Here is a 13,089-nt window from a genome sequence, read left to right on the forward strand (position 1 = left end):
ATTATGTTGTCCAATAAATGACATAGTTTGCAAGGCAAATCAGCAACACCGTTAAAGCCGCGCCAATTTTGGCGACCGTGCCGATAATAAATCCGACAAACGTGCCAATACCGACTTTGCCTGCCAATAAAATATCGCGCCGCGCCACAAATTCGCCAATTGCCGCGCCCAAAAGTGGCCCGATGATGATGCCGACAATGCCCAGCACCAAGCCAGATAGTCCGCCAATGAATGCGCCCCACAAAGCGGTTTGACTCGCGCCTGTATATTTCGCGCCTAACACGCCTGCGACAAAATCCATTGCCATGCCCAACGCGCACAACACGGCAATCAACCACAGCACGGTGGAGCTAATCACTTCGTATTGTTGAGCAAACGCCAGCAGCCACGCGCCTGCCAGCATAAATGGCAAACTGGGCAAAACTGGGTAGATTGTGCCTGCTGCGCCCGCTAACAAAAGGGCAATCGCCAAGATAATCCAGATAGGGGTCATCGCTTGTCCTTTTAAATGTGCAGGCTGCTTTTGATGCACGAGCATGGCGTATCGTCGCCATACCCACTCTTATAGTGAAGTGAAATCGCAATGGTACGGTGTTGATAACGCTCTTATGTGCTATTTGCACACGGCGAGCGTTATCGCCTTGTCCCATTTTTATTTCACTTCACTATAAAAAGCAGCCTGCACGTTCTATTTGTTGTTTATCAACCAGCCTTGCCGTCCAAACGCGGTTGCGTCAGCCAAGGCAAGTAGCGGTAAAAATACAGCAGCAGCGACACGGCAAACAACACCGCTGACAAACGAATGCTGTGTGTGTATGCCGTTGGATTGACATACAACATAATCGCCGCCAAAGCACGCACGCCAGCCGCTGCCACCATCAACCAAAACGCAGTATTCATTGGCGCAGGCGCAGGGTAGAGCGGACGCGCGGTGTGTCCAAGTGCGGTGCGTACCATCATGCTCACGGTTAGCAAGCCAATGCCGCCCACCGCCAACAGGTGTACCCCCAAACTTTGCAGTTGTGGCGCAGCAGCGGCAATCGCCAGCACCACCAGTCCCAAAGACGAAAAAGCGTAGCCTGCGTGCAATGTCCACAACAAGGGTTCACGCAAAATCGCGCGATTGAACCAACGGTAGCTTTGGGTGCAGCCAATGCAGCCTGCAATCAAAATAAACCAAGAACCTAGCGCAACGGCGGTTTGCGTCATCATCAATGCGGTGGCGAGCATCGGCAACACCAGCGCGGCAAGCATCGCCCACATTGGCGTTTGCACTTGCACGGTGTTCAGGCGACGCGCGGTAAAAAACGGAATAATGCGGTTGCCAATCAAGCCGATGAAGCCTGCAATCATCACGATGCCTGCTATCAAGCCATTACGCAGTGCATCGGTTTGACCCAAGTAGGCGTAGTAATGAAAAATTAAATGGCTTAATCCCAACAACACCAAGGCGACTACGGCGATGTAGTTGCGCGAATTGCGGCTCACCCATACCGAATGACCCATGCCGTATGCGCCCAACCAAAAGAATGCTGTGCCCAATAAACCTGTTGGCACGCCCCACGGCAAAAAGGCGGTGATGCGAGCGGCAAGCCATAGCCCGACAATCCACATCAACAATTTGCCACGCACGGGCGGTTGTTGTGTCCACGTTGCGCCAGCGGTCAGCAAAAAGGCGATGACCACTGCGCCTGCGTAGCCCCACACCATTTCGTGTGCGTGCCACAAAAACGAAGGTAGGGCGCGTGTGCCCGTGTAGCCAAAGCCCCACAATAAAACGGATAGTGCGCCATACAATGCACTCAATAAATAGAGTGGACGAAATGCCATTGCCCAAACGGGGTGTTGGCTGGATAGGAGTTTGTTCATGGTTTGAGTTCCTTTTGTTTTATTTAAGATGACTATTTTAACGCATCAAAGCAGCCTGCACTTTGTTTTAACAATCAATGCAGGCTGCTTTGTTTATTTATTCCACATTCAACACAGTAAAAAACGCATCGCCTGAACGGTTAATCAACAAAGGAATTTGATTACCTGCTTGGCGCACGGCAGCATCAAATTCTTCTTGGCTGCGTACCGCTTGTTCACCCACGCGCACAATCACATCGCCACGACGCAAACCCAGTTTGGCAGCGATGCCTTGTACACGCGAAATCACAAGTTCAGGCTCGTCGCTATTGTTGGTGCGAACGCTAATTGTCAAACCAGCCGCAGGGAAAGTAAATGCCGTTACGCGGTCGCTGCGATAACTTTCTTCTGGTTCAATTTGGGCGGATTGCTGTTCGCTTTGGCTAACCAATTTCGCCGTAATTTCCAGCGTTTCGCCTTTGCGACAAATGCCCAATTTCACTTCGTCGCCAGGACGAATTGTGCTAATCGTCATCGGCAAATCGCTGGACGAACGCACCGCTTCGCCGTTTACGCTGCGGATAATATCGCCCACTTCCAAGCCTGCTTTTTCCGCAGGGCTATTGGGCGACACTTTGGCAACCAACGCACCTGCTGGCTTGTCCAAACCAAACGATTTTGCCAAGTCGTAGCTCAATTCTTGGATTACTACGCCCAGTTGTCCGCGTTCTACCTTGCCTGTTGATTTAAGCTGCTCGACAACATTCATCGCCACATCAATCGGAATAGCAAACGAAATGCCCATAAAGCCACCGCTGCGGCTATAAATTTGCGAGTTGATGCCCACCACTTGTCCTTTTAAATTGAACAATGGCCCGCCCGAGTTACCTGGGTTAATCGCTACATCGGTTTGAATAAACGGCATATAGTTTTCGTTGGGCAAGGTGCGATTTTTTGCCGACACAATGCCTGCGGTTACGCTGTTGTCAAAACCAAATGGTGCGCCAATCGCTGCCACCCATTCGCCCGATTTCAATTCGCTGGGGCTGCCGATTTTGGCAACAGGCAAATCGCTGGCTGCAATTTTGAGCAGCGCGATGTCGGATTTTTCGTCCGAGCCGATGAGTTTGGCTGGGTATTCGCGTTTGTCGTTGAGTGCGACTTTGATTTCGGTCATGCCTTTAATCACATGCGCGTTGGTAATAACGTAGCCGTCTGCGCTAATAATCACGCCCGAGCCGAAGTTGCCATTGTTGTTGCTGGATTCGTCATCTGGGTTGTTGAAGCGTTTGAAAAATTCTGAAAACGGGTCACTTTCTGCCGACAATTCGGATTCTTTGGCATCGTTTACCGCTTGAATATTGACTACCGAACTGCCTTCTCGCGCCACCAGTTGTGTGAAATCGGGCAACAGCATACCGACTGTGCCGTCTGGTTTCGGGGCTTGGGTTTCGCGGACAAATTCTTGTGATGCGGCGGCTTGTGAATTCACCGATTTGCGTGCGCTATCGTTATTTTTTTGACACGCCGACAAAGCCAAAACTACCGACAAAGTCAGCAAAGTAGAAAAGCGAAAAGTATGCATGATGTGTTCCTAGTGATAAAAAGCAAAATAGGTTGTAAACATACAGGCTGCATAGGCAAAATTCAAGTCATTTTGTGGAAAAAAGCAGCCTGCACGTTGTGATAAATGAGTGCAGGCTGCTTTGATTATGTGTTGATGGCATTTACACTTTTATCAACCGTAGCCATTTGCGTGTTTGTGCCAGCCACCGCCATTTTGTCTGTGGCATTGATTTTGGCGATTTTATTGGGCGCGTTGATTAACGGTTGCATTGCAGGTTTGTACACCATCAACCCCACTTTATACCGCACCGAATTCCGCAGCACAGGCGTGAGCATGGCGATTGGCGTGGGCAGATTGGGCTCGATTATTTCGCCTTGGTTGGTCGGCACATTGTTGGACGAAGGCTGGCAAAAAAATCAACTGTATTTTGGCGCAGCGATTGTTTTGCTGTTTGCCGTAGTGGGTATTTCGTTGCTTAAACCGCAGAATAGCGACAATCAGGTATAAATATAATCACAATAAAGTGCAGGCTGCTTTTTGACGGTGTTTTCCGATGAAAAGCAGCCTGCACATTTGGGATAATGACTTAAAAACGACTTTTTGTTTCTAAATCTTTATTTTTATTAGAACTGGCTTACACGTCACATTTATTTTTAGGCAGCCTGAAACAATCAACAAAACACTTTCTTAATCTGCTGCACCAAATCCTGCGTATGTTCACGCATATCCTGCAAATTTTCTCCTGCCAGCGTAACACCAACAAATTCATCAATCGCATACGATTTCAAATAAATATTGGCTTGAGCGGAATTGAGTTTACTCAACAAAATCTGCACCCGATAAAATTCGCGTGTATCCGCATGAACCAATGGCGCAACAAACGACAAATAATGCGCCTGATAATCCGCCAACGCTTCATTGAAATGGCGAATAACCGAAGTTGTTTCCGCGTTCATTTGCTGTGTTTTATTTTTAATCAGCGTGGCTTCAATCAACCAATAAATATCATTGGAAAACAATTCAATATCGCCTTTTCGCGCAGGGGCGTGAGAAATTGGCAAGCCATTGTGGTCAGCGACAAAATTCGGTTGAATACAAAATTGATTTTGATATTTCAACACCAGCAGCAAACTTAATAAAAATTCCAACAACAAAGGTTCAGCAACATAATGCAAACTAGGCAAAGTACTTTTACTTCTATTTTTACCTTGTGCCAAGCGGTTGAGTTCTTGGATAATTTGCGTTTCTGTCAAATTTAATTCCATATTTTCAAGCAGCTTTTGTGCTTTTTGATTAAATTCCGTAACCCGATTAGGTGTATCGGCTGCGATTTTCAATAATTCATCGGTTAATTGTTCCAATTTTTGAAAATGCAACTGCGGATTTTCTTTCTCTTCTTCGCTCAACTCTATTTTGACATTTAGCAAATTATCTATCATTTGGCGGTTATCTTGATTCAATTCAATCATCGTTACGCCTTGATAAGTAACCGACACAAAACCCGTCAAAATCAACACGCGCAACACCACATCAGGATAATCGTGCGTAATCGTTTGCTCTTTCAAAGTTGAACCAAATTTATCGTGCACAAATTCCGCCACATTATCCAAAGTCAGCGAATGTTTATCAATTAATTGACAAAATGCTGCCACATCGCCATTACGACTAAACAGCGACATAATAAATTGCGGATACGATAAATGAGATTTCTCTTTCAATACATTGATAATAAAACGGAAAAAGTTGAAATCATTTTTTACATTGCGATAAGGCGAACGGCGATTGTATTTCATCGCTTGCACCGCAAACGCCACGTGCTCGCTGATTTCATCAGCAACCAATTTATTGGCAATCGCAGAAAATTGAAACGGCTGCCCATATTGCGCCAACACAAAACCCAATTCAGACAGCGTTCGCATATACGTCCAAAAACGCGCTGCGTAACCTTTCGGAAAACCACCATCGCTGTTTCGGCTTGCGTTGGCTCGTTTCACTTGGTCTTTAATGCTGTCAATCGTGCTGTTTTCATCAATCGGCACTTTATTACTTTTTACAATTCCCTGTAAATACAATGAACTAACAATATTCAACAAAACATCATCATTCAACACTTGATTTTTAAACGGCGCAACCGCTTGCAAAATGCTTTTGTAGCGTTCGGGATTGCGAATGGCGGTTTCAAATGCCATTTGTTTGTATTCGGCTTCGCGTTTGGCGCGTGGCGTTTTTTGTGTAGATTTAGTCATAATTGCACACCAAAATTTCAGTAAATTCTTTGTTGCTGTTGTCGTGATAGCTGATGTAATTGCTGTTAATGCGGTGCGTGTGGTATTGCTGCGCCCATGTTTCAAACAGCGTATTCACGCGCCCTTTGTAATGCGTTACGTTGGAAATTGCAAAACGAATATTCTGACGGTTCAAATCATCAAGCAAATTCAACAAACGTCGTTCATCATCTAATTGCCATAACTTATTGTATTCACTGAATGTAATCAAATAAGGAGGGTCTAAATAAATAAAATCGCGTGAATTAGGCTGCACCGTTTCAATAAATTGCTCGTAATCTTGATTGTGCCACGCAATCTGATTTTTCAGGCTGTCTGAAAACAGAAAATAATTCTGCAAGGCTTGCACCACGTTTTTATTCCAATCCACATTTCCCACAGGCAAATTGTAATTGCCCGACTGATTAAACCGTATCATGCGATTAAATCCGTAAATCAGCAAAACATAAAACCGCAACAAATCCGTTTGGTCACGATTGAAATCATCGCGCAATTTTTCAAACGCAATTTTGTTGTAACGCGCAATATAGGTTTTTTTGTGCAGCCGTTTCAATTCATCGGGAATATCGTTTTTCAAATAAGTACACGATAAACCATATTGTTGAATTAAATCAAAGGCTTCTTGAAAAAAAGCTTCGCTGTTTTCGCTTTGCTGACACAAAAATTGATGCAGTTGAATAACCCAAGAATTGATGTCATTCAAGCAATACGATTGCGCCTGAACATTCAAAAAAACCGAACCGCCCCCAACAAACGGCTCAATCCAACGCTGAATATTTTGCGGAAATTTTGGGGCGATTTCATTTAATAATTTGTATTTGTCGCCCACATAAAATAAGGGCGAGCGTTTAAATTGACTCATTTAATCAGTAACTTTGGTAATAAATAGCAATTCTTGATGATTGTTAAATTCCGTTTTGCCTGTATTGAATGCGCGATGTTCTTGGGTAAATGTTTGCGTTTGACCACGACAATTAAGCGTATCCGCGATTTGTTGCAATTCAATTTTATTGCGTGAAGAATTGCTTTTGGAAAAATAAGTATTGTTATACGAAACAACAATATATTTTGCCTGAATATGGGCAACCAAATCGGCAAACACGGTTGGCGCGTTGCTGCGACAATAATCGCTCATGTTTTCGGGAGGGGGTTTCATCGCCACACCCGACAACGTGGGCTTGTCCCATTTAACCAATGTTTCGTAAACATGATAAAAACGGCTGTATTGGCGCGAATTGTATGGGGGGTCTAAATACACCACATCGGCGGATTGTTGGCGCACGAGTTGATTAGCATCTTGCTGAAAAATTTCAAATTTTTCCTGAATTGACCAATTAACCAAATCAAATGGCAACGGCTTGGGTGCAATCTCTTTTTTGATGTACGCATCAAAATGTCCGACTGTATTGGCAATTTTGTCCGCGCTGTAAATCAGCGAAGCCAGTAAAATGCTGTGTTCTTTTGACGTTAAATTCAGGCTGCCCAAATATTCACGCGCAAAACCAATTTGTTTGGCAACAGGTTCGCTGAAAAATTTACCGCCAAAATTATCCGAAAAATAATTATTTGGTAAATCATTGGGTTGCCATGATTGAATGGTTTTCGCGATGTGTTGAATTTTGGCTTCATCAACATCGCCCACGCCCCAAAACGCCTGATAAATCACGCGATTGGCGTGTAACACATCATTCACTAACACGCGCTGAAAATGACTAGACAGCGCATTGGCTACGCTGCCTGTTCCTGCGAATACATCAAAAAATGTGCCGTTGCTGTGCGTGTGCAATAAAATCAGTTGCTTAATCCATTGCGTGAGCTTGGTTTTATTGCCGATGTAGCGGCGGTTTTCTAGCAAATACGGCATTATAAATTAGCCCCACTCTGCTTCGCTTCCAAAATCTCCCATCTTTCCAATTTTTCCAGCAAAAGCATCTCAATCTCTTCCGCCCGACTTTGCAGGCTGCCTGCTTTTTCATAATCCTTGAAAATTTCAGGGTCAGATAATTGCGCGTTCAAATCCGCCTGCTCCGCTTCCAAAGCCGCGATTTCATCAGGCAGCGCGTCCAATTCTCGCTGCTCTTTGTACGACAATTTAACCGTGCGATTGGCTTTCGGTTTCTCTTTTGCAGGTTCTTCGGGCGTAGCGGTTTTCGGCGCGTTGGCTGCCTGAAACTTCTCTTCGCGTGATTTCGCGTCCAAATAATCTTGATAACCGCCAATATATTCTTTCAGGCTGCCATTACCTTCAAAAACAATACTTTGCGTAATCACATTATCCAAAAACATACGGTCATGCGACACCAAAAACACCGTGCCAGCATAATCGCGCAACAATTCTTCCAACAATTCCTGCGTGTCAATATCCAAATCATTGGTCGGCTCATCCAACACCAAAATATTGGCAGGGCGCGTAAATAATTTCGCTAATAACAAACGGTTACGCTCTCCGCCCGACAACGAAGAAACAGGCGATTGCGCTCGCGCTGGGTGAAACAGGAAATCTTCCAAATACGACATCACGTGTTTTTTCTTGCCGTCGACTTCCACGAAATCATTGCCTTGCCCCAACGTGTAAAAAACCGTGTCGTTTTCGTTCAACTGGCTGCGGAATTGGTCAAAATACGCTACTTCCTGCTTGCTGCCCAAACGGATTTTGCCGTAAGTCGGTTGCAATTCACCCAAAATCAGCTTTAAAAACGTGGTCTTACCAATACCATTCGCGCCAATCAAACCGATTTTGTCGCCGCGCTGAATAATCGTGGAAAATTTATCCATAATCACGTGGTCGCCATAGGCAAAACTCGCGTGTTCCAATTCCGCAATGATTTTGCCGCTTTTTTCGCCAGTATCCAGTTTGAAATTGACTTGCCCCTGCTGTTCGCGGCGAGTGGCGCGTTGGCGGCGCAACTCTTCCAAACGGCGCACACGCCCCTCGTTGCGCGTTCTTCGCGCCTCAATGCCTTTGCGAATCCACACTTCTTCCTGCGCGTGAAATTTGTCAAACAGGCGATTGTGTTCCGCCTCAACCGCCAATTCCTGCGCCTTTTTCTCGCTGTATTTGCTGAAACTGCCCTCGTACGAACGCAACACGCCCCTATCCAATTCCACAATCCGATTGGCGATGTTGTCCAAAAAACGGCGGTCGTGCGTAATCACCACCATGCTGCCTGAAAACGCTTGCAACAAATTTTCCAGCCAAATAATCGCGTTAATATCCAAATGGTTAGTCGGTTCGTCCAGCAACAAAATATCGGGTTTTTGCACCCACGCTTGAGCCAACGCAACCCGTTTTTTCTGACCACCCGACAAGTTGCCAATCAATTCATTTTCAGGCAGCCCCAATTCGCTAATCGTTTGGCGGATTGCCGCGTCAAACTGCCAGCCGTCTTGCGATTCAATTTCATTTTGTAACTCATTGAGTTGGCGAATTAAATCATCAGAATGCTGCGTTTCTAGCGCGTGGCTAACCTGATGATAACGGCGCAACACATCGCGCAAATCGCCCAAACCTTGCGACACGACATCAAACACGCTCGCTTGGTCGTCAAACACGCTTTCTTGCGGCACATAGACAATTTTCATGCCGTTTTGCACGATGATTTGACCGTCATCTAATTTCTGCACACCAGCCAAAATTTTCAAAAACGAAGATTTCCCTGCGCCGTTTCGCCCGATTAAGCCGATTTTTTCGCCTTGATTGAGTTGGAAACTGGTTTTGTCTAAAAGCGGAACGTGTCCGACTGCGAATGATGCGTTTTCTACGGCAAGAATGGTCATGTTGTGTTACTCGTGGATAATTCAAAAATGGCGGTATTTTAGCACGTTCGCTACGCAAAGCAGCCTGCACTTTTGCTTGATTTAAAGTGCAGGCTGCTTTGTTATTTAACAGATTACGCCAAGATTTTCTCTACAATCTCACGCACATCTTTGGATAAAGTATCCAATGCCGCCAATTTTTCCAATTCCCCACGCATCAAGGCTTGGCGTTGTGGTTCAATGCGTTTCATCAGATTAAACGTCCGTGCCAAACCAGCCGCCACTTGCGGATTAAACGCATTGATTTCACAGATTTTTTCTGCCACAAACGCATAACCAGAACCGTCTGCTGCGTGAAAATGCGGCACGTTTCTAGCAAACACGCCAATCAGCGAGCGAACCTTATTCGGATTGGTCAGCGAAAATTGTGGGTGCGACAAAGCAGCCTGCACTTGCGCCAACGTGTCCGCACGGCGACTGCTGGCAATCAGCATAAAATATTTATCCATAACAAGGGCTTGGTCGGCAAATTTCGCCGCAAAACGATTGAGCAATTCATCGCGTTTCGGGCTGTTGTTGTGGTTAATCGCGGATAACACGCCCCATTCATGCGTCATGTTTTTACGCGCCATTTCGTCATAATGTTCAAAGACTTGCTCAATCGTGCCGTTTTCGTCAAAGCGATGAATCAAGGCGAAACACGCGTATTGCAGCGAACGCAATCCCGCGTCTTTCGGATTGTATTCATAAACCGCGATTTCCTTGCCGCGTTTATCGGCGTTTTCCAATTCACGCGCATTCAACGCATTAGCCAACAATTCGCCATGCAAGGCGTGGGCGATGTTGTCCAACAAGGCTTCACGCGACATCGCGATTAACACAGGGTTGATGTTTTCGCGGTCGCCCCATAACTCGGCTTCAGTCGGGATTTTCAGCAGCAATGCTTTGAATGCAGGGTCAATTTCCGCGTTCAACACGTTTCGCAATGCATCAATCAATTTGCCGTGTTCGGGCATGTTGTCGCCATTTGCCAAGGCGTGTTCATTCGCCAAAATCGCTCGGCGGTACAGCGTTTGCCCTGCTTCCCAACGCGCAAATGGGTCGTCATCATTCGCCAACAGCAGCGCAAGTTGTTCATCTGTATAATCAAAATTCAAATGCACAGGCGCGGAAAAACCACGCAATAAAGACGGCGTAACCGAATTGGCTGACATCAAAAATTTAAATGATTGCTCGGCTTGGTTAATCGTCAAAACGGTTTCGGTTTGCATTTCCACATTTTCAGGCTGCCTGAAAGCGATTTTCTCGCCTTTTTCATTCAAAAACGCGATAGACAAAGGCATCATCATCGGCTGTTTTTCCGCCATATCGGGCGTGGCTGGAATGCTTTGTTTCACGTTCAAAACGTATTCGCCATTTTTCAGGCTGCCTGAAATATTCAAAGTCGGCGTACCTGCTTGCGAATACCACAAGGCAAATTGGCTGAAATCCACGCCATTCGCGTCCGCCATGGCGTTGCGGAAATCATCGCAAGTTACAGCTTGCCCATCGTGGCGTTCAAAATACAATTTCATGCCCTTTTGGAAGCCGTCTTCGCCTAAGAATGTGTGGTACATTCGCACGACTTCCGCGCCTTTTTCGTACACGGTTACGGTGTAAAAATTGTTCATTTCCACATAGCTGGCAGGGCGAACGGGGTGTGCCATGGGGCTGGCATCTTCGGCGAATTGATGTGTGCGTAACATGTTTACATTTTCAATTCTTCGTACTGCTCGGCTGGCTCGGTCGCCTGAAAATTCTTGGTCGCGGAACACGGTCAAGCCTTCTTTGAGCGACAACTGAAACCAGTCGCGGCAGGTTACGCGGTTGCCTGTCCAGTTGTGGAAATATTCGTGTCCAATCACGCCTTCCACGCCTTCAAAATCCGCGTCTGTGGCGGTGTGGCTGTCGGCAAGTACATATTTTGTATTGAAAATATTTAAGCCTTTGTTTTCCATTGCACCCATGTTGAAATCGCCCACCGCGACAACCATGTAAATATCCAAATCGTATTCCAAGCCGAAACGCTCTTCGTCCCATTTCATTGAATTTTTTAATGATTCTACGGCAAACGCGACTTTATCCGCATCTTCTTGGCGTGTGTAAAATTCAATCGCCACATCGCGTCCGCTTCGGGTCGTGAACGTGTCGCGTGTGCAAGCCAAATCACCAGCCACCAACGCGAATAAATAGCTCGGTTTGGCAAATGGGTCGTGCCACACGGCGAAATGTCTGCCGTCTTTCAGGCTGCCTGAATTCACTTTGTTGCCGTTGGACAGCAGTACGGGGAATTGTTTTTCATTGGCGCGGATTTCGGTGGTAAATTCGCCCATTACGTCGGGGCGGTCGGGGTGGTAGGTAATGGTGCGGAAGCCTTCGGGTTCGCATTGGGTGTAGAGATTGCCGCCGCTCGCGTACAGTCCGTTGAATGATTTGTTTTCGGCTGGATTGAGTTCCGTTTCAATCGTCAAAATAAATGGCTCGGCTGGCATTTCAGGCAGCGTTAAAGTTTCACTTTCTTTGTCGTAACTATACGCGCTTTCAGGCAGCGTATTGCCGTTTAAGGCGATAGAAATTAACTTCGCTTTGCCTTTTAAAATAAAAGTGTTGATTTCATTTTGTGGCTCAACATGTAGTTGCGCGGTAATGTGCGCGTGGGTTTCGCTCACGTCAAATAATAGATGAATTTTCGGTACGAGATGATTGGGTGAGGTGTAATCGTTGAGATATTTCACGGTTTGAGACATGATTTTTCCTTGTTGAAGTGATGATAAAAAGTGCAGGCTGCTTTTGTCTTATTTAAAAACCAACAGCGCGATTTGATAAACCGCCCACGCGCTAATCAATAAACCTGTGATTAGGCGTATCGTTTTGTTTTGCAAAATACTTTGTAATTGAATCGCAAAAAAGCCCATTGCCAGCAAATTGGGCAGCGTGCCAAGTCCAAATGCCAACAAATACAGCGCACCTTGCGAAGCCGAGCCGCTGGATAGAGCATACAGCGCGGCGTTGTAAACCAAACCACACGGCAGCCAACCCCACAATGCGCCCACGCCTAAACACGCGCTCATGCTGCGAATCGGCAATAATCGGTTGAGTGCAGGCTGCATTTTGCGCCAAATCCAACGCCCTAAAAATTCGGTTTTGCTGGCAAGCGTGGAAATGCCTGCCAAATACAATCCCATCAGCAACAATAATACATTGGCGCACACAAACAAGCCGATTTGCAGGCTGCTGGTTTGCGCCAACACGCTGCCTGCGCCCGACAACGCGCCCATGAGTGCACCAATGGTAACGTAGCTGGCAATGCGCCCGATATTCAGCAACAAAATCAGCCAAATACGCTTGATGTGTGGCGGCAGTTGCAAGGCAAACGCGCTGCTCAATCCGCCGCACATGCCCACGCAATGTGTGCCGCCAAAAAAGCCGAGTAGGAATAATGTTAATAAAGTGGTGGACATGGTTGCGATGTTTGGCGAAAAAAGTGCGATTTTACACGTTTTTTATAGTGAATTAGATTCAAATTAGAACAAGGCGACAACGCTCGCCGTGTACGCGCGTGGTACATAAGAGCGGTGGCAACGTAGTACCAGT

The 13,089-nt window shown here is 46.2% G+C and carries 10 protein-coding genes; 1 reads left to right on the forward strand and 9 read right to left on the reverse strand.

Going from position 1 to position 13,089, the window contains the following annotated elements; all coding sequences use genetic code 11:
- Window position 1 precedes the first annotated feature (1 nt).
- The 3 genes from DQN52_RS06730 to DQN52_RS06745 all read right to left on the reverse strand — a co-directional run bounded on the left by DQN52_RS06730 (window position 2) and on the right by DQN52_RS06745 (window position 3,433).
- Window positions 2-538 (reverse strand): DUF456 domain-containing protein, encoded by a 537-nt coding sequence (locus DQN52_RS06730; RefSeq protein ID WP_003786081.1) that lies wholly within the window; start codon window positions 536-538, stop codon window positions 2-4.
- Window positions 539-702: 164 nt separating this feature from the next.
- Window positions 703-1,869: an NnrS family protein gene (locus tag DQN52_RS06740; protein WP_003786083.1), complete on the reverse strand. Its 1,167-nt coding sequence runs from the start codon at window positions 1,867-1,869 to the stop codon at window positions 703-705.
- Window positions 1,870-1,966: 97 nt separating this feature from the next.
- The gene (locus DQN52_RS06745) at window positions 1,967-3,433 is read right to left on the reverse strand and encodes a DegQ family serine endoprotease (protein WP_003786085.1); all 1,467 of its coding nucleotides are present in this window, start codon (window positions 3,431-3,433) and stop codon (window positions 1,967-1,969) included.
- A gap of 105 nt (window positions 3,434-3,538) precedes the next feature.
- On the opposite strand from DQN52_RS06745, the gene DQN52_RS06750 reads away from it, so the two are divergent.
- Entirely contained in the window at window positions 3,539-3,922 is a 384-nt protein-coding gene (locus DQN52_RS06750) for an MFS transporter (RefSeq protein WP_003786086.1), read from the forward strand.
- A 164-nt stretch (window positions 3,923-4,086) separates the two neighbouring features.
- On the opposite strand, the gene DQN52_RS06755 is transcribed toward DQN52_RS06750, so the two are convergent.
- The 6 genes from DQN52_RS06755 to DQN52_RS06780 form a co-directional block, all read right to left on the reverse strand.
- Complete coding sequence (locus DQN52_RS06755; protein WP_003786087.1) at window positions 4,087-5,661, reverse strand: AlwI family type II restriction endonuclease; 1,575 nt, start codon at window positions 5,659-5,661, stop codon at window positions 4,087-4,089.
- Entirely contained in the window at window positions 5,654-6,562 is a 909-nt protein-coding gene (locus tag DQN52_RS06760) for a DNA adenine methylase (RefSeq protein WP_003786088.1), read from the reverse strand. The genes DQN52_RS06755 and DQN52_RS06760 overlap by 8 nt, the downstream gene beginning before the upstream one ends.
- Window positions 6,563-7,564 carry a DNA adenine methylase gene (locus DQN52_RS06765; RefSeq protein ID WP_003786089.1) on the reverse strand — a complete coding sequence of 334 codons (1,002 nt, stop codon included), beginning with the start codon at window positions 7,562-7,564 and terminating at the stop codon, window positions 6,563-6,565. It abuts the gene before it with no gap.
- Complete coding sequence (locus tag DQN52_RS06770) at window positions 7,564-9,477, reverse strand: ATP-binding cassette domain-containing protein (RefSeq protein WP_003786090.1); 1,914 nt, start codon at window positions 9,475-9,477, stop codon at window positions 7,564-7,566. The genes DQN52_RS06765 and DQN52_RS06770 overlap by 1 nt, the downstream gene beginning before the upstream one ends.
- A gap of 113 nt (window positions 9,478-9,590) precedes the next feature.
- Complete coding sequence (pepN, locus tag DQN52_RS06775) at window positions 9,591-12,242, reverse strand: aminopeptidase N (protein ID WP_003786091.1); 2,652 nt, start codon at window positions 12,240-12,242, stop codon at window positions 9,591-9,593.
- Between the two features lie 48 nt (window positions 12,243-12,290).
- The gene (locus DQN52_RS06780) at window positions 12,291-12,956 is read right to left on the reverse strand and encodes a sulfite exporter TauE/SafE family protein (protein WP_003786092.1); all 666 of its coding nucleotides are present in this window, start codon (window positions 12,954-12,956) and stop codon (window positions 12,291-12,293) included.
- Window positions 12,957-13,089: the final 133 nt, after the last annotated feature.

This window comes from Kingella kingae, assembly GCF_900475905.1.
Classification (GTDB): domain Bacteria; phylum Pseudomonadota; class Gammaproteobacteria; order Burkholderiales; family Neisseriaceae; genus Kingella; species Kingella kingae.

Coding starts and splice junctions, on each gene's coding strand:
- DQN52_RS06760 (WP_003786088.1), bottom strand. CDS start 6,562: ATGAGTCAATTTAAACGCTCGCCCTTATTTTATGTGGGCGACAAATAC.
- DQN52_RS06770 (WP_003786090.1), bottom strand. CDS start 9,477: ATGACCATTCTTGCCGTAGAAAACGCATCATTCGCAGTCGGACACGTT.
- DQN52_RS06745 (WP_003786085.1), bottom strand. CDS start 3,433: ATGCATACTTTTCGCTTTTCTACTTTGCTGACTTTGTCGGTAGTTTTG.
- DQN52_RS06730 (WP_003786081.1), bottom strand. CDS start 538: ATGCTCGTGCATCAAAAGCAGCCTGCACATTTAAAAGGACAAGCGATG.
- DQN52_RS06740 (WP_003786083.1), bottom strand. CDS start 1,869: ATGAACAAACTCCTATCCAGCCAACACCCCGTTTGGGCAATGGCATTT.
- DQN52_RS06750 (WP_003786086.1), top strand. CDS start 3,539: ATGAGTGCAGGCTGCTTTGATTATGTGTTGATGGCATTTACACTTTTA.
- DQN52_RS06780 (WP_003786092.1), bottom strand. CDS start 12,956: ATGTCCACCACTTTATTAACATTATTCCTACTCGGCTTTTTTGGCGGC.
- pepN (WP_003786091.1), bottom strand. CDS start 12,242: ATGTCTCAAACCGTGAAATATCTCAACGATTACACCTCACCCAATCAT.
- DQN52_RS06755 (WP_003786087.1), bottom strand. CDS start 5,661: ATGACTAAATCTACACAAAAAACGCCACGCGCCAAACGCGAAGCCGAA.
- DQN52_RS06765 (WP_003786089.1), bottom strand. CDS start 7,564: ATGCCGTATTTGCTAGAAAACCGCCGCTACATCGGCAATAAAACCAAG.